17 protein-coding genes are annotated in these 24286 nt (G+C 70.5%); 7 read left to right on the forward strand and 10 right to left on the reverse strand.

Going from position 1 to position 24286, the window contains the following annotated elements; genetic code table 11:
* The first annotated feature begins 4 nt into the window (after positions 1–4).
* The 4 genes from tssM to ACO2Q3_RS20780 are packed head-to-tail and all read left to right on the forward strand — an operon-like array spanning position 5 to position 6733.
* Positions 5–3433: a type VI secretion system membrane subunit TssM gene (gene tssM / locus ACO2Q3_RS20765; RefSeq protein WP_423310047.1), complete on the forward strand. Its 3429-nt coding sequence runs from the start codon at positions 5–7 to the stop codon at positions 3431–3433.
* The gene (gene tagF, locus ACO2Q3_RS20770; RefSeq protein WP_423310049.1) at positions 3430–3984 is read left to right on the forward strand and encodes a type VI secretion system-associated protein TagF; all 555 of its coding nucleotides are present in this window, start codon (positions 3430–3432) and stop codon (positions 3982–3984) included. Before tssM ends, tagF begins: the two co-directional genes overlap by 4 nt.
* Positions 3981–4736 carry a PP2C family protein-serine/threonine phosphatase gene (locus ACO2Q3_RS20775; protein WP_423310051.1) on the forward strand — a complete coding sequence of 252 codons (756 nt, stop codon included), beginning with the start codon at positions 3981–3983 and terminating at the stop codon, positions 4734–4736. Before tagF ends, ACO2Q3_RS20775 begins: the two co-directional genes overlap by 4 nt.
* A gap of 2 nt (positions 4737–4738) precedes the next feature.
* Complete coding sequence (locus tag ACO2Q3_RS20780; protein WP_423310053.1) at positions 4739–6733, forward strand: protein kinase domain-containing protein; 1995 nt, start codon at positions 4739–4741, stop codon at positions 6731–6733.
* A 42-nt stretch (positions 6734–6775) separates the two neighbouring features.
* Here ACO2Q3_RS20780 and tagH read toward each other — a convergent pair whose 3' ends face one another.
* Entirely contained in the window at positions 6776–8332 is a 1557-nt protein-coding gene (gene tagH, locus ACO2Q3_RS20785; protein ID WP_423310055.1) for a type VI secretion system-associated FHA domain protein TagH, read from the reverse strand.
* A gap of 312 nt (positions 8333–8644) precedes the next feature.
* Here tagH and tssH point away from each other — a divergent pair, with 312 nt between their 5' ends.
* From tssH to ACO2Q3_RS20800, 3 genes are all read left to right on the forward strand, one after another.
* The gene (tssH, locus tag ACO2Q3_RS20790; protein WP_423310057.1) at positions 8645–11362 is read left to right on the forward strand and encodes a type VI secretion system ATPase TssH; all 2718 of its coding nucleotides are present in this window, start codon (positions 8645–8647) and stop codon (positions 11360–11362) included.
* Positions 11363–11539: 177 nt separating this feature from the next.
* Positions 11540–12025: an Hcp family type VI secretion system effector gene (locus ACO2Q3_RS20795; RefSeq protein ID WP_423310059.1), complete on the forward strand. Its 486-nt coding sequence runs from the start codon at positions 11540–11542 to the stop codon at positions 12023–12025.
* 115 nt (positions 12026–12140) lie between these two features.
* Entirely contained in the window at positions 12141–14009 is a 1869-nt protein-coding gene (locus tag ACO2Q3_RS20800; RefSeq protein ID WP_423310061.1) for a type VI secretion system Vgr family protein, read from the forward strand.
* Between the two features lie 15 nt (positions 14010–14024).
* Here the strand turns inward: ACO2Q3_RS20800 and ACO2Q3_RS20805 are convergent, their stop codons facing one another.
* The 9 genes from ACO2Q3_RS20805 to tssB form a co-directional block, all read right to left on the reverse strand.
* Complete coding sequence (locus ACO2Q3_RS20805; RefSeq protein ID WP_423310063.1) at positions 14025–14723, reverse strand: hypothetical protein; 699 nt, start codon at positions 14721–14723, stop codon at positions 14025–14027.
* Positions 14724–14920: 197 nt separating this feature from the next.
* A complete protein-coding gene (locus ACO2Q3_RS20810; protein WP_423310065.1) occupies positions 14921–16456 on the reverse strand; it encodes a class I SAM-dependent methyltransferase in 1536 nt (511 codons plus the stop codon).
* Between the two features lie 52 nt (positions 16457–16508).
* Entirely contained in the window at positions 16509–17564 is a 1056-nt protein-coding gene (gene tssG / locus ACO2Q3_RS20815) for a type VI secretion system baseplate subunit TssG (protein ID WP_423310067.1), read from the reverse strand.
* Positions 17528–19342 carry a type VI secretion system baseplate subunit TssF gene (tssF, locus tag ACO2Q3_RS20820; RefSeq protein WP_423310069.1) on the reverse strand — a complete coding sequence of 605 codons (1815 nt, stop codon included), beginning with the start codon at positions 19340–19342 and terminating at the stop codon, positions 17528–17530. The genes tssG and tssF overlap by 37 nt, the downstream gene beginning before the upstream one ends.
* Positions 19335–19826, reverse strand: coding sequence for a type VI secretion system baseplate subunit TssE (tssE, locus tag ACO2Q3_RS20825; RefSeq protein ID WP_423310071.1), 492 nt, complete (start codon positions 19824–19826; stop codon positions 19335–19337). Before tssE ends, tssF begins: the two co-directional genes overlap by 8 nt.
* Before the next feature lie 7 nt (positions 19827–19833).
* Positions 19834–20634: a type VI secretion system accessory protein TagJ gene (locus ACO2Q3_RS20830; RefSeq protein ID WP_423310073.1), complete on the reverse strand. Its 801-nt coding sequence runs from the start codon at positions 20632–20634 to the stop codon at positions 19834–19836.
* Between the two features lie 24 nt (positions 20635–20658).
* Positions 20659–22236 carry a type VI secretion system contractile sheath large subunit gene (tssC, locus tag ACO2Q3_RS20835; protein WP_423310075.1) on the reverse strand — a complete coding sequence of 526 codons (1578 nt, stop codon included), beginning with the start codon at positions 22234–22236 and terminating at the stop codon, positions 20659–20661.
* Positions 22233–23726, reverse strand: coding sequence for a type VI secretion system contractile sheath large subunit (gene tssC / locus ACO2Q3_RS20840; RefSeq protein ID WP_423310077.1), 1494 nt, complete (start codon positions 23724–23726; stop codon positions 22233–22235). Before tssC (ACO2Q3_RS20840) ends, tssC (ACO2Q3_RS20835) begins: the two co-directional genes overlap by 4 nt.
* Positions 23726–24238, reverse strand: a complete 513-nt coding sequence (gene tssB / locus ACO2Q3_RS20845) for a type VI secretion system contractile sheath small subunit (RefSeq protein WP_423310079.1) — start codon at positions 24236–24238, stop codon at positions 23726–23728. The genes tssC (ACO2Q3_RS20840) and tssB overlap by 1 nt, the downstream gene beginning before the upstream one ends.
* Positions 24239–24286 lie beyond the last annotated feature (48 nt).

A 24286-nucleotide genomic window follows, 5' to 3' on the forward strand; every position in this document is an offset into this window, starting at 1 on the left:
GGCCGTGAAGCGCTTTCTACTGAGCTGGTGGACGCTGAGCATCACCGCGGCCGTCCTGGTCGCCCTGGTCCTGGCGTTCGTGCTGCCGATCTTCATCCATCCGCTGCGGCCGTGGCTGGTGCGGCTGCTGCTGGTGATGCTGGTGGGCCTGGTGTGGTCCGGCTTCTGCATCGCCCGCATCCTGCGGCGGCGCCAGGCGTCCGACGCCATCGCCGAGGAACTGGCCAAGCCCGAGCCGCAGCAGGACGACGAGACCCGCGCCATCACCGGCCGGATGCGCTCGGCCCTGGCCGAGCTGCGCAAGTCGACCGGCGGGCGGCGCGACTACCTGTACAGCCGGCCCTGGTACATGATCATCGGCCCCCCCGGGGCCGGCAAGACCACGGCGCTGCTGAACTCCGGCCTGCGGTTCCCGTTCTCCGACAGCTCGTTCAAGGGCGTGGGCGGCACCCGCAACCTGGACTTCTGGTTCGCCGATGAGGCGGTGCTGGTCGACACCGCCGGCCGCTACACCAGTCAGGATTCCGACGCCGCGGCCGACGCCCGGGCCTGGCGCGGCTTCCTGGAGACCCTGCGCAAGCAGCGCCCGCTGCAGCCGGTCAACGGCGTGCTGGTGGCTCTGGGTGTCGACGAGCTGATGAAGGCCGACCGCGCCGCCCTGGACGCCCACGCCGTGGCCGTGCGCCGGCGCCTGGCCGAGATCCACCAGGTGCTGGAGCTGCAGGTCCCGGTCTATGTGATGTTCACCAAGGCCGACCTGCTGGCCGGCTTCATGGAATTCTACGACGACCTGGACGTCGAGGGCCGGCGCGCCGTGGTCGGCGCGACCCTGCCGTGGGGCCAGAAGGCGTCGATCGACAGCCTCAGCAGCGAATTCGACGGCTTCGTCCAGGCCGTGGCCGACCGCAGCGCCAAGCGGCTACAGGACGATCTCGACGTGCGCCGCCGCGGGCTGATCCTGGGCTTCCCGCCGCAGGTCGCCGCGCTGCGCGCCAGGGTGCTGCGGTTCCTGGAGGGCGCCTTCCTGGCCGACGACGCCGGGCGCACGGAGTTGCGCGGCTTCTACCTGACCAGCGGCGTGCAGGAGGGGGCGCCGCTCGATCGCCTGCTGAGCGGCGTGGCCCAGGTGTTCGACCACGCCCCGTCCGCCGCCGAGAGCCGCGGGCGGGCCTTCTTCCTCAACCGGCTGCTGGGCGAGGTGGTGTTCGCCGAGGCGGGCCTGGTGGAGCAGGATCCCAAGGCCAAGGCGCGGCGCACCGCCATGCTGGCGATCGGCCTGGGCGCCATCGCCGCGACCGTGCTGATCGTGCTGCTGCTGTGGGGCGTCAGCTTCGTGCAGAACCGGCAGTACCAGGACCGGCTGCTGGCCAGCGCCCAGGACGTGCAGAACCAGATCCGCCAGGCCGGCGTCGACATGGTCGAGGTGCGCGACACCGATCCCGACCTGGAGCAGAGCCTGTCGATCCTGCGGGCGATGCGCGAGCTGCCCGGCGGCTATGCCGACCAGGCGCGCCACGGCCCGCCGCTGATGTCGCGCTGGGGGCTTTACCAGTGGGGCCACGCCGACGAGGCCCGGCAGGCCTATCTGCAGGCGCTGCGCCGCATCATGCTGCCGCGCCTGCTGTATCGCCAGGAGCGCTTCCTGCAGGAGAACAAGGCCGACGCCCTGTCAGTCTACGACGCCCTGAAGACCTATCTGATGTTCGGCGGCCTCGGCCCGCTCGACAAGACCTCCGCCCGGGCCTGGGTGGAGAACGACTGGGCCGCCGTGAGCCTGGCCGGCGCCGATCGCGACGACACCCGCAAGCAGATGAGCGACCACCTGCAGGCCCTGCTGAAGGACGGCGACCTGACCGGAGTGTGGCCCGAGCGCAAGGCGCCGCTGGACGGGGCGCTGATCGACGCCAGCCGCCAGATCGTGCAGTCGATGTCGCTGTCGGACCGCGCCTACGCGATCCTGCGGGCCAAGGCCCAGGGGCAGGGCGCGCCGTGGCAGATCGGCCAGGTGATCTCGGCCGCCGACGCGCGGGCGTTCAGCAACCCGGACGGGGTGATGCGGCTGTCGGTGCCATATTTCTTCACCAAGGACGGCTACCAGAAGGCCTTCCTGCCTGGCCTGCAGACCGCGCAGCAGGACCTGGAGAAGGACCTCTGGGTGCTGGGCTCCGACGCCGACACCACCGCGATCCGCAGCCAGATCCGCGGCGTGCGGCCCGGGGTCGCCGCAGCGTACGCCCACGAGTACATCGCCGCCTGGGAAGGCGTGATGAAGGGGCTGCAGCCCGCCGACTACTTCCAGGACCAGACGGCGTGGGCGGCGTTCACGCGCACCCCGTCGCCGCTGACGCTGGTGCTGCTGGACCTGGGCAAGAACACCACCTTCTCCAAGGGCGGCGGCGTCGCCCAGGGGCTGGCCAACAAGTTCGCGGCGGTGGACCGGGCGGTGGAGGGGCCGCAGACCATCGACGCCGGCCAGCAGATCGAGACCTATTTCAAGCCGGTGCGCGACTATGTCGGCGACGGCCGCTCGGGCCCGCTCAGCGACTTCATCGGCGCGATCAAGTCGGCGGGCACGGCCAACGCCGCGGCCACCTTCGCCGGCGGCGGCGTCGCCGCCGCCTCGGCCCAGGGCCAGCTGGCCACCGCCACCGCCGGGCTGAACACGGCCGCGGCCGGGGCGCCGCCGCTGCTGCAGACCTTCGTCGCCTCCGCGGCCAAGGGCGGGCAGACGGCGGCGGTGTCGTCGGCCAAGGGCGCGGTCGCCCAATCCTACACCACCGACCTGCTGCCCAGCTGCCGGGGCGTGACAGACCAGCGCTACCCGTTCTTCGGCGCGGCGCCGAACGAGGCCAGCGTCACCGACATGCTGCGGGTATTCGGCATGGGCGGCCAGTTCGACAACTTCTCGCGCGGGCAGCTCGGCCACCTGCTGGACACGGCGGGCCCGGTCTGGCGCTGGAGCGCGCAGGACCCGGTGGCCCAGACCCTGGACCCGCTCAGCGCCCAGCAGTTCGAGAAGGCCTCGCAGCTGCGCGACCTGCTCACCGGCGGCCTGCCGCTGAAGGTGCAGGCGGTGGGCTTCGGCGGCGCGGTGACCGCGGTGGAGGTGTCGGTCAACGGCGCCAGCTACCGCTTCGAGAACGGCAGCATGGGGCCCAAGCCGGCCATGTGGTCGATCTCCGGCGGCGCGCCCGATGCGCACGTCGCCCTGCTGGCCGGGACCACCGAGATCAAGCGCTTCGAGGCGCAGGGCCCCTGGGCGCTGTTCCGCCTGCTGGACAGCGCGCGCAAGGAGAACGACGGGCCGACGGCGGTGAAGGCGACCTTCGGCGAGGGGGCGACCTTCGCGACGGTGCGCTTCATCCTGCCCAGCACGACGAACCCCTTCAGCCGCGGCGGCCTGTGGTCGTTCCGCTGTCCGGCGGCGCTTTGAACAGCGCTGCGGCCTTCGTCTTCGGCAAGCTGCCGACCCACGGCGACTTCGTGGGCCGCGGCCTGTCGGCGCCCGCGCGCGAGGCCTGGGACGCCTGGGCCGGGCCGCGGCTGGACGTGGCCCGCGAACAGCTTGGCGACGGCTTCGAGGCCGCGCACGAGGCGGCGCCGCCCTGGCGCTTCGCCCTGCCGCCCGCGGACGATCGGCCCGGCTGGCAGGCGGGCGCCCTGGCGCCGTCGATCGACCGCGTCGGGCGACGGTTCCTGATCGTCGTCGGCGCGGCCGCGCCCGCCCCCCTGCCGGCGGTCGGCGTGGCGGCGGCGATGGAGGGGCTGATCTACGACGCCCTGGCGCAGGACTGGACCGTCGACACCCTGCACGCGGCGGCCGGCGCCCGGCTGGCGGACCTGAACGATGACCCGGCCGATCCCCCGCCGGCGCAGGCCTGGGTCGGCGAGCCGCAGGACGGCGGTCCGCGGCTGGCGGATATGTTTGCGCCGGACGCCCTGCTGCGTATGCTCAAGCCTTCGCACTTCGGGACGCCCGCATGAACGTTCCAGCGCTCCGGCTGACGCATGAAGCCCAAAGCGACGTCGGCGCCGTGCGCCAGGTGAACGAGGACAGCTTCGTCGCCCTGCCGGAGCACGGGCTGTGGGCGGTGGCCGACGGCATGGGCGGTCTCGAGAACGGCCAGTGGGCGTCGGGCGCTGTGGTGGAGGCCCTGTCGCGCCTGTCGCCGGAGAGCGACTTCGACGCCGCGGCCGCCAAGGTGGCCGAGGCCATCCACCAGGCCAACGCCACGATCAACGCCGCCGTGCGCGAGAGCGGCCACAACATGGGTTCGACCGCCGCGGCGCTGATGATCCTCGGCCGCCGGTTCGCGGTGTTCTGGGCCGGCGACAGCCGTGTCTACCTGCTGCGCGGCGGCCAGCTGTTCCGCATGACCGAGGACCACACCCAGGTGCAGGACATGGTCTCCCGCGGGCTGCTGAGCGAGGAGGAGGCGGCGCACCACCCGATGCGCCACGTGATCTCGCGCGCCGTCGGCGTCGAGCCCACCCTGGAGCTGGATGCGGTGGCCGACGAGGTGCAGATCGACGACGTGTTCCTGCTGTGCAGCGACGGTCTCTATGGCGTGGTGAGCGATGACGAGATCGCCCAGGCGCTGGCGGTCAACCCAGTCTCGGCCGCCCGTGACCTGGTGGCGCTGAGCCTGTCGCGCGGGGCGCCGGACAATGTCACCGTGGTGACCGTCTGCTGCGAGGAAACCACCCTGCTGATGTTCAAGTCGGAGCCTGCCTGATCATGGCGGCCGCCTCCGACGACCCGCCGGATCCCGACAGGACGGTCTACGCCCCGGCCGCCCGGCCGCCCCAATCCAAGGCTTCGGGGCCCCAGGCCCCAGGCTCCTCGGCGCCGGAACCCCCGGTCGCCTCCGAGGTCCCCGAGGTCGAGGCGCCGGCGCCCGGCCCGGCGGACCGCGCCGAGCCGGAGGCCGAGGACGCCGCGCGGACGGTCTATGCCCCGGTGTCCCGGCGGACCACCACCCCGACGCCGCCGCCCGCCGCGCCGCGCCAGGCGACGCAGGTCGAGATCGGCATGGTGCTGAACGGCATCTACGCCATCACCCGGCTGATCGGCCGCGGCGGCATGGGCGAGGTGTACGAGGCGGTCAACATCAGCGACGCCGAGGACCGGGTCGCGATCAAGGTCATCCTGCCCAGCCTGGCGGCCGATCCCAACGTGCAGGCGATGTTCTTCAAGGAAGCGCGCGCGCTGCGCCAGCTGTCGCATGCGGCGGTGGTGCAGTACCGGGTGGCCACCCAGGAGCCGTCGCTGGGCATCTTCTACATCGTCACCGAGTTCATCGACGGGCCGTCGCTGTCCGAACTGCTGGGCCGGGCGAACCTGTCGTCCGAGGAGCTGCGCGGCCTGCTGCGCCGGCTATCCGAAGGTCTGCGGGCGGCGCACGAGCTGGGCGCCGTGCACCGCGACATGTCGCCGGACAATGTGCTGCTGCCGGCGGGCCGGCTGACCAGCGCCAAGGTGATCGACTTCGGCATCGCCAAGGACCTGGACACCAACCAGCGGACCATCATCGGCGACGGCTTCGCCGGCAAGCTGGGCTATGTGGCCCCCGAGCAGCTGGGGGATTTCGGCCGCGACGTCGGACCCTGGACCGACATCTACAGCCTGGCCCTGGTGATGCTCTCGCTGATCCACGGCCGCAACGTGGACATGGGCGCGACCCTGGTGGACGCCGTCGACCGTCGCCGGGCCGGCGTGGACGTCACCCGCGCGCCCGCCGACCTGCAGCCGGTGCTGCGTGCGATGCTGGAGGCCGATCCGGCGCGGCGCCTGCGCTCGATGGACGAGGTCCTGGCGATGCTGGAGGGCGCGCGCCCCGGCCCGGCGCCGCGACCGAAGCCGCCGCCGGCGAAGCCCGCGCGGCTGTCGCCGCTGACGCTCGGCCTGATCGGCGGGGGCGTGCTGGCCGTGGGGACGGCGGCGATCCTGGCGGTCACCCTGCTTCGCCCCTCCGGACCCCACCCGGCGCAGGTCGCCGTTGCGGGCGGGGCCGCCGCGCCTGCCGCCGCCGCGGCGCCGTCGACCCATCAGCTGCTGCTGCAGGGGCTGCCGACGATCCCTTGCTCGTGGCTGCGCGTGGCCAGCCTGACCGACGGGCCGGGCGGCGCCAGCATCAAGCTCTCGGGCGTGGCCGGCTCGACCGTCGACGCCCAGGGCGCGGTGAGCCAGTTGCTGCGCGGGGCGGGCGCACGGGTGTCCGACCTCGACTTCGGCGACGTCGGCCAGATCAGCCAGCCGTTCTGCTCGGCGATCGACGGCTTCTCGGCCATCCGCACCGACGTCGACGCCGCCCAGGCGCGCATGACCACGGCGCAGACCCGCTACACCATGACCCAGACGGACGCCGGCTACGCCTCCAAGGCGGTGGTGCACATCCGCATCGGCGATCCGTCCCTGGCCCTGGCCCTGGTCGGCGTGGACGAGACCGGCAAGGCCGAGGCGTTCGCGCCCAACCGCGCCTATCTCAGCTCCAAGGACGCCAAGGCCAACGTAGAGGCGGGTCCGGGCGACAGCTACACCCTGACGATCTTCACCGACGCCGGCTGGTCGGGCCTGATGCTGGTGACCGGCCGTTCGGCCATCGACACCCAGCTGCTCACCGTGGCCCCGGAAAAGCGCGACGCCGCCTGGCGCCAGCGGCTGGTCCAGGCCGCCCGCGCCGGCGGCTGGCAGGCCGAGATGGTCTGGTATCAGGTGGTCAAGCCGTCCTGAGGTCCCGGCGCCTGGACCCATGCCTGGACCGATGGGCCGGCCTCAGCGCCGGGTCTTCAGCTCGGCGGCGGCGCGCTCGTAGGCGGCGCGGAACTCCTTGGCGAACACGTCCATGAAGGCTTCGTCCGAGCCGCGCGACACGCCCTCGAACTCGCGCTCGTAGGCCTTCCAGAGCTCGGCCTCGCGGGCCGTCGGCAGCACCTTGGCGAGGATGCCGTGCGATTCCGCCCGCGCGCGGATCGCTTCCGGCGAGAAGCGATCGAGCGTGGCGGCCAGGGCCCCCTGCATCGCCGCCAGCGTCGCCATCTGGTGCGCCTGCAGGTCCTTGAAGGCGTCCTCGACGGCCCGGCCGGCGGGCATGAAGCCGCGTTCCGGCGGGTTGAGCATCTGGGCGATGGCGCGTTCGGGCGAGCGGGCGAACTTCAGCGGGTTGTTGCCGTCGAATTCCAGCGCCGTGCCCTGGGCGCCCAGCTGCGCCTTGGCCCGGGCGCGCGCCTCGAGCAGCACCACGAGGCCGGCGATCATCTGGCGCAGCATGTCGCCGGCCTGCTGCATCGCCGCCTCGGGCGGGGTGGTGACATCGCCCGGCTGCAGGCCGCACGCCGCGGCGAAGGCGTTCCACAGGTCTGACGACGCGGCCATCGGCGGCGGCGGCGGGGCGGCCCGGGGCGGTGGGGCGGCGGCTGGCGGTGGGGCCGGGGGGAACGCCTGCGCGGGCGTGGCCGGCGGCGGGGTGATCGGCGCGGGCGGCGCAACCTGCGGCAACGCCGCGGGATCGGCGGCGGCGGGCGAGCCCCAGCCGGGCGACGGCGCCAGCTTCTGGGCGGGAAACACCGGGGTGACGGGCGGCGACGGCAGCGGGGCGGGCGTCGCAGGGCCGGCGTCGAGGCCGAACGGGTCGCGGGCCGCGCCGGCGCCCGGGGCCGCGCCGGGATTGACCTCCAGCGTCGGGACCGTGCGCCGGTCGGCGCCGAAGCCGCCGCGCGCCCAGTCGACCACGTTGCTGGCGGCCAGCTGCTCCCAGATGTTGCCGGTCGCGCCGCTGGCGCCCGGCGCGGGGCTGGCGACCGGGCTCGACCAGGGCGAGGCGCGCGGTCCCGGGTCCGGCGGCGGCGCGCTCCAGACCGAAGCCCCGGGCGCGGCGGCGGAACCGCCGCCGGCGGGGCGGGCGGCCCAGCCGGCATCGGCCACGGGCTGCGGCCGGTCCCAGCCGCTCCAGGCGCCGGCGGGCGTCGCCGCGCCCGCAACGGCCGCCGGGGCCTCGGCGCCGGCGGGACGCTCGGCGCCGTCGAACTGGCAGGAGATCTCGTAGTGGCCGACGGAGATCACGTCGCCATGGGCGATCCGGTGCGGGCCGGCCATCCGGTCGGGGCCGCCGTTGATCAGGGTGCCGTTGAGGCTGCGGTCGACCAGCACATAGCCCTGGTCGCGATACTCGATCTCGCAATGGGTCGATGAGATGTAGCTGTGCGGATCGGGCAGGCTCCAGTCCGCCGTGGCCGAGCGTCCGATCAGCGCGCCGCTGCGGTCCAGCGCCAGCGTCGTGGAGACACCGTTGTCCAGCTTCGGCACGTTGGTGATGACCAGCTTGAGCGCCATCCGGCCCCTTGACTCCGCTGTCGGACACGAGGGCGACAGGGGTCCCTCTCTGCCGCCATACGATGAGGGAATCCTTACACGAGTAAGCGCTTGCGTGGCAAAGCGCTCGCCGCGCCGCGGTCGCCCCCGCGCGGGCGAGATTCACCTGACGATGTTACGCGGATGGCTTGGCGCCGGCCCCCCGGACGGCCATGATGAGCCTACGGGGAGGGCGCGCCATCATGGCGCAAGTCCCTGCTGAGAAGCCATCGGGAACCCTCCCTGCGCCACCGTCGCCAGGGACGCCCGAACCTGAAGGCAAGGGAGTCTGACTTGGCTGGGATCGATCTGCGTTCTCTCGTCGCGAAGCTCAATGACCCATGCCGGCAGGCCCTCGAAGCCGCGGCGGGGATGACGCTGTCGCGCACCCACTACAACGTCGAGATCGAGCACTATCTGCTCAAGCTGCTCGACATTCCGGGCGGCGATTTCCAGACCTGCCTGACCCATTACGGCGTCGACCTCGGCGCGCTCGGGGCCGGGCTGAACAAGGTGCTCGACCGGCTGAAGACCGGCAACAGCCGCCCGCCAGCCCTGGCGCCGCAGGTGGTGACCCTGGTGCGCGAGGCCTGGATCCTGGCCTCGCTGGGCGGCGGCGCCAGCAAGATCCGCTCCGGCCACCTGCTTGCCGCCCTGCTGAACGACGACGGCCTGGCCGCGGTGGCGCGCGAGGCGTCGGCCGAGTTCGCCAAGGTCCCGGCCGAGGCGCTGCGCAACGAGCTCGCCAACCTGACCCAGGGGACCAGCGAGGACGCGGCCGGTTCGGGCCAGGTCCCGGAGGCGGAGGCCGGCGCTCAGGCGCGCATGGCCGGCGGCGCGCTGGACCAGTACACCATCGATCTGACCGCCCGGGCCAAGGCCGGCAAGATCGATCCCGTGCTCGGCCGCGACGCCGAGATCCGCCAGGTGATCGACATCCTGACCCGCCGCCGGCAGAACAACCCGATCCTCACCGGCGAACCGGGGGTGGGCAAGACCGCGGTGGCCGAGGGCTTCGCCCTGCGCATCGCCGCCGGCGACGTGCCGCCCTCGATGCAGAACGTGGTGCTGCGCACCCTGGACCTGAGCCTGCTGCAGGCGGGGGCGGGGATGAAGGGCGAGTTCGAGAACCGGCTGAAGTCGGTGATCGAGGAGGTGCGCAACTCGCCGGTCCCGATCATCCTGTTCATCGACGAGGCGCACACCCTGGTGGGCGCGGGCGGCGCGGCCGGCCAGGGCGACGCGGCGAACCTGCTCAAGCCGGCGCTGGCGCGCGGCGAGCTGCGCACCGTCGCGGCGACGACCTGGGCCGAATACAAGAAGTACTTCGAGCGCGACGCGGCGCTGGCCCGGCGCTTCCAGCCGGTGGTGGTGGAGGAGCCCGGCCTCGACAACGCCGTCGCCATGATGCGCGGCATGGTCAAGACGCTGGAGGAGCACCACAAGGTGCGCATCCTGGATGAGGCGGTGGTGGAATCCGTCCGCCTGTCGATGCGCTACATCCCCGCCCGCCAGCTGCCCGACAAGAGCATCAGCGTGCTCGACACGGCCTGCGCGCGGGTGGCGATGAGCCAGGCGGCGACGCCGGGTCCGATCGAGGACTGCCGCCGCCGCATCGAACTGCTGACCACCGGCATCGGCATCCTGGAGCGCGAGGCGACCACCGGCGTCGACCATGCCGAGGCGCTGGACAAGGCCGCCAAGGACAAGGCCGCGGCCGAGGCCGAGCTGGCCGATCTGGAACAGCGCTGGGCGCGGGAAAAGATCCTGGTCGCCGATCTGCGAAAGATGCGCGACGCGCTGGAGGCCGCCGCGGGCCAGGGCGCGGGCGACAAGCCTGCCGGCGACCCGGCCGCCGCGACCGAAGCCGCTCCGCCCGCTGGGGACGCGGCGGCCGGCGAGACGCCGCCGGCGGAAGACCCCGCGGCGCTGCGCGAGCGCTACAAGGCCGCCCAGGCCGAGCTGGCCGCCCTGCAGGGCGAGCGGCCGCTGATGCAGGTCAGCGTCGACGGCCAGGCGGTGGCCGAGGTGATCGCCAACTGGACCGGCATTCCGCTGGGCCGGATGGTGGCCAACGAGATCCAGACGGTGCTGGACCTCAAGCCGCTGATGGGCAAGCGCATCATCGGCCAGGACCACGCGCTGGAAGCCATCGCCATGGCCATGCGCACCTCGCGTGCGAAGCTGACCGATCCGCGCAAGCCCACCGGCGTGTTCCTGATGGTGGGCACCAGCGGCGTGGGCAAGACCGAGACCGCGCTGACCCTGGCCGAGCTGCTGTACGGCGGCGGACAGAACCTGACGGTCATCAACATGTCGGAGTTCAAGGAGGAGCATAAGGTCTCGATGCTGCTCGGCTCCCCGCCCGGCTATGTCGGCTTCGGCGAGGGCGGCGTGCTGACCGAGGCGGTGCGGCGGCGGCCCTACAGCGTGGTGCTGCTCGACGAGATGGAGAAGGCCCACCCGGGCGTGCAGGACGTCTTCTACCAGGTGTTCGACAAGGGGCAGCTGCGCGACGGCGAGGGCCGCGACATCGACTTCAAGAACTCCCTGATCATCATGACCTCCAACGCCGGCACCGACACCATCGCCAAGCTGTGCGCCGATCCGGAGACCATGCCCGACGAGGCCGGGCTGCTGGAGGCGCTGCGCCCGGAGCTCTTGAAGATCTTCAAGCCGGCGTTCCTGGGACGGGTGACGATCGTTCCGTACTTCCCGCTGAGCGACGAGACCCTGCGCAAGATCGTCGAGCTGCAGCTGGGCCGGATCGGCGAGCGCATCCTGGAGAACTACGGCGCCACCTTCTCGTATCCGCCGGAACTGGTGGACCACGTCGTGGCCGGCAGCCAGGTGGCCGAGAGCGGCGCGCGGGCCATCGAGAACATGCTTTCGCGCGGGGTGCTGCCGGAGATTTCCGAGCGCTTCCTCGAGCGCATGGCCCAGGGGCAGAGCGTGCGCTCGGTGGGAATGTCGCTAGACAATAACGGCGTTATTTCTTACCGTCTGGAGTGATCTCTAAGCGCGTCAGCGCGCGCGGGGCGACGAGCAGAGAGTCCATCAGGCCAGTGATTTCGGCGTGATCGGCTCCCCAACCGGCAGCGGTTGGGGCCGATCGGGGGCCGGGCGCCGCGCGGGACGCGCGCCCATCCCCGCGCCTTCGAATTCGAACGACAACGACAGGAGAGACTCGTGGCGATTTATCTGAAGATCGATGGTGTCGACGGCACCGTCACCGAGGATGCGCACAAGAAGTGGATTGAGCTGAACAGCTTCCAATGGGGCGTCGGGCGGGGCATCTCCACGCCGGTCGGCAACGCCGCCAACCGCGAAGCCAGCCTGCCGTCGATCTCCGAGATCACCGTGTCCCACGGCATGGACAAGGCGTCGATCAACCTGTTCGACCTGGCCGTGGCCGACGCCAAGGGCAAGAAGTTCGAGATCGACTTCGTCAAGACCGCCACCGGCGGCGGCGGCAACGTCACCTACCTGCACTACGAACTCGAGAACTGCCTGATCTCGGGCTATTCGATCAGCTCGGGCGGCGACATGCCGACGGAGTCGATCTCGCTCAACTTCACCAAGATCACCGAGAAGTTCACCGACTTCGAAGGCGACAACGCCAATGGCACCCCGACGGTGAAGGGCTACGACCTCGCCGCTGGCAAGCCGTTCTGACGTCCTGCGGCGGGCGGCCCGCGGCCTCGCCGCCGCCGCCTGCCAGTCGAGGGTTTGATGCTGGTGGCCGGGCGGCGTCGTCGCCCGGTCATCGCCATTTTGAGAGTGCGGGCCCGTGGACACTCTAGAGGACTTCCTGCTCGATCAGACCGAGCGGCTGATCTCGGTTGAAGTCTTTGCGCCCGGCGTGAAAAAGATCATCGTCGTCTCGTTCGAGGGCGAGGAGGCGCTGTCCAGCCTGTCGCGCTTCCGGCTGGAAATCGTCAGCCAGGGGCGGCCGCTGAAGCCCAGCGAAATCCTCGGCCAGAAGCTCGGCATCGCCCTGCGCGTGCGCGACGAGGTGCGCAAGTTCCACGGCATCGTCAGCCGCTTCGAGGTGCTGCGCACGTCCGTGCGCGGGTACCACCTGCATGTGGTCGAGCTGGTGCCGCCGGCGTGGTTGATGACCCTCAACCGGCGCTATCGCATCTTCCACGACAAGGCCTCGCACCAGGTGATCGAACAGGTGCTGTCCGAGGGGGGGATCAGCTTCAAGCCCAAGGCCGTCGGCGACCAGCGGGAATACTGGGTGCAGTACGGCGAGAGCGACTTCACCCTGGTCTCGCGGCTGTGGGAGGATGAAGGGCTGTTCTACCGCTTCGACCATGAGTCGCCGACCTGCGACCTGATCGTCGGCAACGGCGCCGCCGACTATGCCGGCGGCAATCCGGGCATGCTGGTGGCGGAAGAGAACCTGCTGTCCTGGCAGCCGCGCTACCGCGTCGGCTCCTCGGCGTTCCGGCACGGCGCCTGGGACTTCAAGGAGGTCGCGGTGATGGGCGCCCAGGTCAACGGCCTGGCCAAGGCGCAGCCGCCGGCGCTGAGCGCGCGGCAGGTCTCGGAATACCCCGGACGGCATGAGACCGACGGCGAGGGCTCGCGCCTGGCGACGGCGCGGATGGAGGCCGAAGAGGCCAGCCTGGTCTGGGTCGAGGGCGTCAGCATCGACTGCCGCCTGGCCACCGGGACCCGGCATCAGGTCCCGGGCCACGCCATCGACCTGCCGGCCACGGGCCAGACCGCCGGCAGCTTCGTGACCACGCGGGTGGTCCACCACGCCCGGGACTTTTCGCAGCTGCCGTTCGAGGGCGGCACCGACTACACCAACGACTTCGTCAGCATCCCGGCGGACTTTCCCTATCGCCCGCCGCGGGACACGCCGCGCCCCTATATCGGCGGCCCGCAGACCGCGACGGTCACCGACACGCCCGACGAGCACGGCCGCTGCAAGGTCAAGTTCCACTGGGACGAGGACGACACCTCGCGCTGGGCGCGGGTGGCGCAGAACTGGGCCTACAACAAGATGGGGGTGCAGTTCTTCGCGCGCATCGACAGCGAGGTGGTGGTCGAGTTCCTTAACGGCGACCCTGACCACCCGATCATTGTCGGCATGGTCTACAACGGCAAGAACAAGCCGCCCTTCGACGTGCCGGCCAACAAGACCCAGAGCGGCTGGCGGGGCGCCAACTGGGGCGACGCCGGCACGCCGGACGTCAGCAACGAGATCCGCTTCGAGGACAAGGCGGGCTCGGAAGAGATCTACATCCACGCCCAGAAGGACTTCAAACGGGTCGTGCATCACGACGACACCCTGATCGTCGAGACCGGCAACCGCAGCATCGACATCCAGCAGGGCAACCTGACCGAGAAGATCGACCAGGGGAATGCGTCCTACACCCTGAGCATGGGCAACTCGAAGACCCAGCTCGACATGGGCAACCACGACCTGAACCTGGACATGGGCGCGGCCTCCACCACCGCCATGCAGTCGATCACCCTCACGGTGGGCGGCAGCAGCATCAAGATCGACCAGATGGGCGTGACCATCAAAGGCATGATGATCAAGATCGACGGCGACGTGTCCGTGGACGTCAATTCGATCCTGACCACGGTCAAGGCCGACGCGATCCTCACCCTGAAGGGTGGCATCACCATGATCAACTGAGGGGGCGGCTGGCGGCTAGAAGGTCCGGGCCGCGCTGAGGGCGTAGGCAACGATCAATTCGCCGTTCTGGCCGCGATCGCGCAGGCGCTGCTTCTCCTCGTTCGTGCAGATGATCTCGATGATGCCTTCGTAGTCGGCGTCGCCGGCGACGAAGCCCTCGTAGATCTCCAGCGCATAGGTGCGCCGTTGCACGCCCAGCGTCTTGTTCTGCTTCTTGTGCACCTTGTTGACGCCGCGCTGGACGGCATTGATCGCGCCGAGCCCCGGGATCATGGCCGCACGCGCGTTCGTCTGGCGCGCCCGCAGCCGGGTGATCGCGTAGTTCATGCAGGCCTTGGCCGCCTCGTTGGTGGACAGCGACTCCAGCGCCGTCAACCGTCTGATCCGCCAGGCCAGTTCCGGCCCGTTCATGGCGTTGAGAGCGATGTTGGCCACGGTCATCGCGGGGCCTACGCCGGTGGGGAAGGGCACCAGGTGGGTGGCGATCCCGGTGATGACATTGACCCCTGTGAGCATCCGGTTGGCGGCCTGGGCGCCGGTCATGCTGGTGTTGACCTGAGGCAGCAGCGGCGTGCTCTCGCTGGAGGCCGGCGATGCGCTGCTGGGGCTGGAGGAGGATGAAGAGGCGTTCAGCGCATCGCGATAGTTGTCATCCTCCGCCTGTTCCTCGGCCGAGGGTTCCTCCTCGTCCTTGAACTTCTTGAACGGGATCATCCGCCGGCTCCGCTGGATTACAGGCTGAAGATCATGTCACAGCTTTGCTTGCACTCCATCTGAACTCGTCATTGGAAGGTGATACATTTTGACTCGCGCAGCAGCGGACGCGAGCGTTGGGCACGCTTTAAAGTCAGAGACTTGCGACGGTCTTCTCGCGCCCGGGCAGCGGCCTCGCGGGCCGGCCCCCTGTCCGCCTAGACCATCTGCATCATCTTCCAGATCGGCGCGACGTGGGCGATGCGTTCGGCGTAGTCGGCGCTGACCAGGGCCATCGCCTCGGCCTCGTCCTCGATCGAACGGCCGTCGATCACCGGGTGGCCGCCGCCCTGGCGGCACAGCGCGATGAAGCGACGGGCCAGGTCCTCGGGGTCCGGCGTGACGCCCCGCTGCAGGTCGCCGTACAGCGCCAGGTCGACGGGCGCCAGCGCCAGGGCGCCGCCCAGGCCGGGGACGGCGAGGATCGCCCGGCGCTCGGTCGGCTCGGCCAGGATCGTGGCGTTGAGCCGGGCGCTCGCCTCCAGCGCGGCGGTCGACGGGGGCGTGTAGATCGCCGCCAGGTTCGCCCCGCAGAGGATGCCGATCAGCTCGGTGGCGTTGACCGCGTGCTCGGCCGGCAGCTCCGGCAGGCTGAGCAGCTCGGCGATGCGATGCGGCCGGGTCTTCAGCGCATTCAGGACCGGCAGGTAGACCGCCGGTTCCGGCCGCCAGGCCGAGCCGTCGGGCAGGTTCAGGTGGAAGGCTTCGGGCGGGTGGCGCAGCAGGGTCAGGCGCAGGCCGGACAGCAGCTGCTGGCGACGCTCGGCCGTCATCCGCCGCAGGCCCCGGACATAGGCGTCGGTCCTGAAGCGGGTGTCGGCGCAGAAGTCCTTCACCGTCTCGCGCAGGTCCGGCGAGGCGATCGAGGCCAGCAGGTTCTGCTGCTCGGCCGTCACCACCATGTTGTGGAAGTTGCGGATGATGTCGGTGGATCCGGCATAGCTCAGCTTGGCCTGGTCGAAGGCGCGGGCCACGTCCAGGTGGTAGAGCGGGCGGGCGTGTTCGTTCAGGTGCTCATGCGCCAGATAGGTGCGGTGCCCGTCCTTCAGCACCCCGGCGATGCGCGACAGCGACTCCTGCATCCGCTCGGGAATGCCCTTCAGCTCGGCGAGCCGCAGGGTCATGCGCACGGCCTGTTCGGCGGCGACGTCGCTGCGGGCCGACACCTCGCCGGCCAGCTCCTTGACCAGCCGCTGCAGGGGGGCGGAGTCGCTCCAGCCGGGCATGGCGTTGTAGCTGACGTAGACCAGCCCGCCCGGCTGCAGGCGCTGGCCCAGGAAGGCGACGATCGCCGACTGCAGCTGCGGCGACACCCAGCTCCACACGCCGTGCATGGTGACGATGTCGAACTGCGGCAGCGGCGGTGCGCCGGGGCCGGTCAGGTCCTCGAAGCTCAGCTCGTGGAAGGTGATGTTGCGCAGGCCCGCGGCCCGGGCCCGGGACCGGGCGCTGGCGATGTGCGCCGGATTGAAGTCCACGGCGTGGAACTCGGCGTCCGGATAGCAGGCGGCCAGCACCAGGCTGGTGGAGCCGCGGCCGCAGCCCAGCTCGCAGTAGGCGAAGGCGCCCCCCAGCTCGGGCGGCTCGACGCCGTTGATGGCGCTGGCCAGGCTCAGGCGCAGGGGCGCCTGACCGGCATAGAAGCCGTCGTCGTACTCGATGTCGGTGACGTAGCCGCCGCCCCAGCCCTGCATGTGATCCCCTTGGCCGCCTGGGCCGATTTCCAGCGCTTATATCTACCCGAGCCTAGGCCGCTTCTCCGTCGAACACGGCGTCGGCGGCGTCCTCGCGGGCGCCGGAAGTAGGCAGCCAGGTGTTCCAGCCCAGCCTGGCGCCGCCGGCGACGTCCCGCGCCAGCGACAGGGGCGGGATCTCGTCGGCCGCCAGGATCAGCTGCACGTCGAACACCAGCGCCGGCCCAACGTAGACGCGGGTCAGGGCGTTCAGCGCCGCCATCTGCGGCGAGCCGGGCAGGAAGGCCATGAACGCCTCGTAGGACATCGGCCCCAGGCTGATGCGAAAGGCGCTCTGCACGTCGAACACGCGCGAGCCGCAGACGCTGTCCACGCCCAGCTGGGAGAAGGCGCCGGCCGTCGGTCCAGAGGTCAGCCGGGTCTGCTCCTGCGGCGGCAGAAAGCCCCACGAGCCCTTGAACTGATGCACGACGGCGGGCTGCTCGAAGTAGTCGCTGAGGATCTGCGCCAGCCCTTCGGAGGTGCGCGGCTGGTGGGCGTAGAGGCCGGCGTAGTAGGCGATCGCGTTGTCCGGCGCCGCCAGTCGGCCGCGCAGCGATGGCTCGCCCAGCCCAACCAGGGCGTAGAGCACCCCGCTGATCGGATCCTCGGCCGACCCGCCGCACCGCTCGAAGCCCTGGGCGATGCGGTACTTCTCGGCCGCGCGCACGAACAGCGACAGGGAACGGTGATTGAAGATGTCGAGGAAGTCGCGCATGGCGCCGTTGCGACCCCGCTGCGCCTCCAGCACCATCTCGGAATAGTAGTAGGGCAGCACGCCGCTGGGGCCGTTGAGCCCCAGGGCCGTCACCGACAGGGCCGGCCGGCCCTCGCCCGCCTCGTAGCCGGCCAGCTCCGCGGCCGGGAAGCCCAGGTCCGGCGCCGCGCGCAGGCGCACCGCCTCGTCGCGCGGATCGGCGTCGCCGCCGACGCGCCCGCTGCCGGCCCCGCCCGCCAGGGCGGCCGCCCGCTCCAGGATGCGCACCGCCTGGACCAGCTCGAAGCGCTCGGGAGAGGTCTCCAGCGCTTCGATCAGAGAAGCGTCAGGTCCCCGGCTCTCGGTGGCCATGTGCGAAGCACTCCGGCGCGGCCTTTGACCCTCGCGGTCAGCCGCGTGAACGTGTTGATGGAAACATAGTGCGCCAGGAAGCGCTCGAGCACCGCGGCCAGCAGGAAGACACCCGCGCCCGAGGTGGGCTGCTCGTCGAACTGCAGGGTCACGTCCACGCCGCGGCACAGGACCCCCATGTCGCGGTTCGGCGCCCGCGCCGTGCTGCGCCGGGCCTCCACGCCGATCAGGCTGTCGATCATCGCCCGGGTCTCCGGGGCGCCGCGCAGGTCGTACAGCAGCAGGATCTCGCGCAGGGCCTCGGGGCCGTAGGCGCCGTCCACCAGCGACAGGTGGTTCAGCAGCAGATGCGAGATCAGCCGCCAGATGTTCTCGCGCCTATTGCTCAGCCGGATCGGCGCGGTGGGCGCGGTCAGGCAGCTGATCGCGCCGACGCCGGCCGCCTCGCGCGCCAGGCGCATGTGCGGATGGCCGCCGCCGAACGGCAGCTTGCCGGCCAGGTCGCGATTGCTGCAGGTGGTCTCCACCGACGCCACCCAGTCGGCGGCCTGAGCGGGGTTGCCGTCCAGGTCGACGAAGCTGAGGAAGGTCTCGCGCGCGGTCTCGCCGAACTGCGCCTCGCGCTGGGCGGCGTGCCAGAACCAGGTTTCCTTGCGCATCGCCCCGGCGTGGGTCAGGCCGAAGATCGGCCGCACCGAACGCGTGTCACCGTCCGGCGAGCTGACCGTCACCTTGTCGACCGAATAGACCTCCAGGGCGCCGGGCCGGCGGCTGTCGGGGGTGATCTGGTACTCGCCCGATTGGCCGGTGATGGTGATCGGGTCGCAGCGGTGTTCGAACAGGTTGATCACCGGCGTGCAGCCGAGGGCGAAGGAGTCCTTGGTGGCGCCCAGCTCCAGCTCCAGCGCCGAGCGGGTGACGTAGACGAAGATGTCCAGCGAGCGGCCCTTCAGGCGGCGCAGCTTCGGCGCCAGGCCGCAGACGTCGAAGAACAGGAACTTCTCCGGGAAGGCGAAGTACTCGGTCAGCAGCCGATAGCCCGGGGCCGAGCGCGGCGAGTGCGGGATCATCGCCTCGTCGGCCGCAAAGCCGCCGGGCTGGATGGCGTCGGCGGCCAGCACCAGCGGCTCGGCGTCGTCGCGGTTCTCGGCCAGCGCCACGGCGCCGGTGTTGTTGAGCAGCAGTTCGTACAGCTGCAGCGCTTCGGACGGCGAGCCCTTGAGGAAGAAGCGCAGCCGGTCGGGCGCCGACTTGGCGAAGCTGGCGTCCTTGTTGGTGGTGCGCAGGGTCAGGCGCAGCACGCCCACGCAGCCCTTCGGCGACAGGGGCCCGACCAGCGGACGGCCGGAGAGGGCGGCGCCGGCGACCTCCAGCGGCGCGACCTCCACGGCCTGGGTCGTGCGGAAACTGCAACGCTCGCCTGCCACGGGCTCGCTGAGCAAGGTCTCGCCGCGGGGCACGATACGCGGCTCGGTAAGATCGGGGCTGGGCTGCAGCTGCACGATCGCCATCGACGGGATCGGCGCCAGGTAGTGGGGATAGAGGTGGCCCAGCAGGCCGTCGGTGAGTTCCGGAAACTCGTCGTCGAGCTTGCGCCGGATGCGGGCGTTGAGGAAGGCGGTCCCTTCCAGCAGGCGCGAGACGTGGGGGTCCTCGATCACGTCGCCGCTCATCCGCAGGCGGCCGGCCACCTTGGGATGCTGCTGGGCGAACTCGCCGCCCTGCTTGCGCAGGTAGGAGAGCTCGCGGTTGTAGTAGGACAGAAGATCGTCAGCCATCTGAGAAGCCGGTCACCGAAAAGGTCTGGCTGGAGGGGTCGAGGGTGGAATCGAAGCTCACCGGCTCCGGCGCCGGCTCGGCGTACATCAGGGCGTCGATGCGGAAGCGCAGCGTGCGGTCCAGCCGGTCGCCCTCGTCGCGCAGGGTCACCTGTACGCGGATGAAGCGCGGTTCGAAGCGGCGGATCGTCTCCTGCAGGGCGGTGCGGAAGGACTCCCGGAACTCCAGCCCGCCGGCGTACTCCGCCAGGAAGTCGCGCACCCCGTACTCGATCACCGACTGCTTCAGCTCGGTCAGTTCCGGCGCCGGCGACAGGCAGCGGCAGTGACTGTTGAGCAGCGCCTCCAGGTCCCGGCGCACGGCGTTGCGCAGCGCGAACAGCTGCTGGCTGCGCGTGCGCTGCACGTCCTGCAGGGCGTCGGGATCGTCGTCGATCAGCCGGTCCAGCAGCGAGGGGAGCAGGTTGACCAGGGGCTCGGGCATGGCCAGGTCAGGCGCCGGGGTTGGCGAACTTCACCGTGCCCAGCTCCAGCAGCGTGCGGCTGTCGTCGCCGACCAGGAAGCTGCGCAGGCCGAGCCCCCGGATCGGCGCATCCTCGCCGCCCTCGAAGTCGGTGGTGTGGCCCAGCCGCTGTTCGGGGGTCGCCTGGGCCGACCAGTAGATGGCCGGCAGGTAGACCTCGCCGTCGGGGCCCTCGGTGACGCACAGGTTGGCCCGGCGCCACAGCAGGTCGCGCCGCCGCTCCGGTGGGCGCAGCTCGATGGCGGTGACGATGCTGAGCGGCACCCAGTAGTACTTGCCGGTCGCGGTCAGCACCTCCAGGTGCGTGGCGTTGAGGTCGTCGAGGTCGCGGAAGTCGTCGAAGGCCACGCCGTCCGCCTCGCCGGTGACGGGCGGGTGCAGCGCGTCGCGCTCGGCCAGCAGCTGCAGCGCGCCGGCGGCGTCGCCATCGCGCATCAGCACCGCGGCGCGCATCTCCAGCTGGCTGACGGCGTCCGGCTGGCTGAGGAACTCCGGCACCCGGCCGTCCAGGTAGAACTGGCCGCGCGCCTGCTCGGCGCGGACCAGCTGGCGATAGAGGGCGATGCCGAGCGCGGTGGACGGATCGAGGCTGGAGATGGCGTCCAGCAGCTTGTCGGCCCGCTCCAGGTTGCCGGCGTAGCAGAGCAGCTCCACCAGGCCGGCGCGGGCGTTGACGTCGGTCGGCTTGGCGCGGACCTCCGCGTTCATCGCCTCGATCGCTTCGTCCAGCTTCCCCGCGTCCAGCAGGCCCTTGATGTCGGCAGCCATGGTCAGCGTTTCCCCCAGTGTGGATCAGGCGGCGAGCTTCGGCGCGAGTTCAGTGATCAGCCTGAAGCCGGTGGAGATGTCGTCCAGCTGGTAGTGCGGGCGCAGGAAGACGGTACAGGAGTAGGCGCCCGGCTTGCCAGGCGTTTCGCGGACTTCCACCCGGCCCTCGCGCAGCGGGTAGCGGGCCTTGACCTCGTTGGAGGCGCTGTCGGAGCCTTCGCAGTAGTTGATCAGCCATTTGTTGAGGAACTCCTGGCACTGCTCGGCGGTCATCGTCGAGCCCACCCGGTCGCGGCCCAACACCTTGATATAGTGGGCGAAACGGGAGACGCAGAGGGTGTACTGCAGCATGCTGGAGAGCTTGGCGTTGACGTTGGCCTCGGCGCGGTCGTAGCGCGCCGGCCGCTGCAGCGAGGGGTTGCCGTAGAACACCGAGAAGTCGGTATAGGGGCTCTTGCGCAGGGCGATCAGGCCCAGGTCCGCCAGCTCGCGCTCCTGCGCCTCGGAGACCTGGTATTCCACCGACGGCTTGGTGGCGACGCCGGGGGCGTCGGTGGCGAAGCCGGCCACGGTCAGGTCGGTCACCAGGCCGCCGCGAAGCTCGTCGCGCGGGGCCCCGCGCAGGTCGGCGAACCAGCCGTTGCTGGCGAAGGCGCGCAGCACCACGGCGCCGAAGGCGAAGGCGCTGGCGCCCCACAGATGCCCCTCGCCGCCCAGCGGGTGCGTCGCCTCGCGGAAGCAGAAGCCGTCGACGCGCGTGGGGTCGGCGGCGTAGGGACGGCGCATCAGGATGCGCGGCAGGGTCAGGCCGATGAACCGCATGTCGTCGCCGTCGCGCACCGAATGCCAGCGCTGGTACTCTGGCTGGGCGAACACGGTCTGCAGGTTCCGCGGCCGGCCCAGCTCGCGGAAGCTGTCGAGCTGCAGCATGCGCGGCGCCACGCCCATGATGAACGGGCAGAAGGCGGCGGCGGCGACCATCGACAGCGCCTTCAGGGCGCCGACGTCGTCGGTGGGATGATGCGCGCTCGACCGGTGCCGGATCTCGTAGTCGGCGATCATCAGCCCGTACGGCTCGCCGCCGGGCATGCCGAATTCCTCGGTGTAGACCTTGCGGAACAGCGAGCTCTGGTCGAAGTCGGCGGCCCGTTCCAGGTCGCGCACCACCTCGCCCCAGCTGGCGCTCAGCACGCGCACCTTGGCGCGTTCGCAGTCGTAGGCGACGCCGGTGATGTAGCGCAGCCCGCGCCAGCGCGCCTCAAGCGCCTGCAGGGCCGGCGCGTGCAGGATGGCGTTGACCTGGGCGCTCAGCGCCCGGTCGATGGCGGCGATCTCGCGGTCGATGGCGGCGCTGAGCGCCTCGCGCTCGAGCCGCGCGCCCTCGAAGTCGGGTCCGAAGCGCTTCTTCAGCGCCTCGAACAGGCACAGCCGGTCAGCGGGCGTGGCGCCGTCGGCGGTGGGCAGGGTCAGCTCGCCGATGCGATCCGCCAGGGCCGACCGGACGGCGCCCGGAGCCGAGGCTCCGGGCGTCGCCGCGAGGGGGGCGGCGGAGGGCGGCCCTGGCGGGTCGCCCCCGGAAACCGGCGAGCCGGTCTCGGTCAAGACTTCGACGGGATCTTCGCGACCATCCGCATCGAGGCCGTCAGCTCTTCCATCTGCAGCCACGGACGCAGGTAGGCCACGGCGTTGTAGGAGCCCGGCTTGCCCGGGATTTCCTTCACCTCGATCTTCGCGTCGCGCAGCGGATAGCGGGCCTTGGCCTCGGCGCTGGCGTTATCGCTGGCGTTCACATAGTTCATGATCCAGCGGTTCAGCCATTGCGAGCAGTCGTCGACTTCCATGAAGGAGCCGATCTTGTCGCGCGCCATCACCTTCAGGAAGTGGGCGAAGCGCGAGACCGCCATGACGTAGGGCAGGCGGGCCGAGATCGCGGCGTTGGCCGTGGCGTCGGGCCGGTCGTACTTCTTCGGCTTCTGCGCGGTCTGGCCGCCGAAGAACACCGCGTAGTCGGTGTTCTTGTAGTGCGACAGCGGCATGAACCCGCATTCGGCCAGTTCGAATTCCCGCCGGTCGGTGATGCCGATCTCGGTGGGGCAGGTCATGTCGACGTCGCCGTCGTCGCTGCGGAAGGTGTGCATCGGCAGGTTCTCGACCTTGCCGCCGCCCTCGGCGCCGCGGATGGCGGTGCACCAGCCGTACTGCGCGAAGGCGTCGGTCAGGCGGGTGCCCAGCACATAGGCCGCGTTCATCCAGCAGTACTCGTCGTGCTCGAGCGCCTTCTCGTTGCCCTTGGCGTCCTTGGGCGCCTCCTCGAACGCGAACTCCTCGATCGCCTTGGTCATCTCGCCATAGGGCACGCGCGCCAGGACGCGGGGCATGGTCAGGGTGACGAACGCCGAGTCCTCGGTGTCGCGGAAGCTGCGCCAGCGCGCGTATTCCAGCGACGAGAAAGTCTTCTTCAGGTCGCGCGGCTTGCTCAGTTCACGGAAGTCCGACAGGCCGAACATCTTGGCGTTGGTGGCCGAGATGAACGGGGCATAGGAGGCCGCCGCGACGTTCGACATGCTGGTCAGGCAGTCGAGGTCCTCGGGGTGGTTGGTGAACTCGTAGTCGCCGATCAGCGCGCCGTAGGGCTCGCCGCCGGCGATGCCGAATTCGCTCTCGTAGATGCGCTTGAAGGTGTCCGACTGGTCGAACTCGACCGCCTTGGCCAGGTCCTTGGCCAGCTCCTTCTTGGAGATGTTGAGGACCTTGATCTTCAGCTGGGTGCCGGTCTCGGAGTTCATCACCAGGTGGTTCAGCCCGCGCCAGGAGCCCTCGAGCTTGGTGAACTCGGGGTTGTGCAGGATGGCGGCGACCTGCTTGGACAGCTGCTCGTCCAGCAGGGCGATGGCCTGGTTGAACGAGATCGTCAGGTTCTTCGAGAAGGTGAAGGTGCCCTTCATCGCCTCGTTGGTGAGCGTCTTGATCAGCGCCTGCGCCTGATCCGGCTCGGTCTGCTTGGTGGCCGAGATGGCCTGGTCCAGCAGGCTGAGCTCAGCAGTGGCGGCTTGTGCGCCTGCCTGAGGCGCGACTTCGGTTTCGGCAGCCATCAGGCCTTCTCCTCGGGCAGGTTGATACCAAGTTCACCGGACAGCTTCTGCAGCTCTTCCTTGTTCTGCAGCACGCGCTCCAGCAGGTTTTCCAGGTCGGTCGAGCGATCGACCTTGGTCATCAGGTCGCGCAGCTGGTTGCGGGTTTCCAGCAGCGACTTCAGAGCCGGAACCTGGTTGACGATCGAGCCCGGCTCGAAGTCGGCCATCGACTTGAACTTCAGCTGCACCGCCATCTGGCTGTCGTCGCCGGCCAGGGTGTTGTCGACCTTGATGTTCAGCTCCGGCGCGATGCGCGCCATCACGTCATCGAAGTTGTCCCGGTCGATCTGCACGAACTTGCGCTCGCTCAGCGGCCGCAGCGGCGTGGTGGGATTGCCGGAGAAATCCCCCATCACCCCCACGACGAAGGGGAGCTCGCGCTCCACCTGGGCGCCATCCGTCTCGACCTCGTACTTGATGTGGACACGCGGCTTGCGGACCCGTTCCAGCTTCTGATTGATGCTCGCCATTTCAGCTTCCCTTTGAGCTCAAGACTTGGACGGCCGTCGCCGCCAGGA

It is taken from the genome of Caulobacter sp. KR2-114 (assembly GCF_049446115.1).
Classification (GTDB): Bacteria; Pseudomonadota; Alphaproteobacteria; order Caulobacterales; family Caulobacteraceae; genus Acaudatibacter.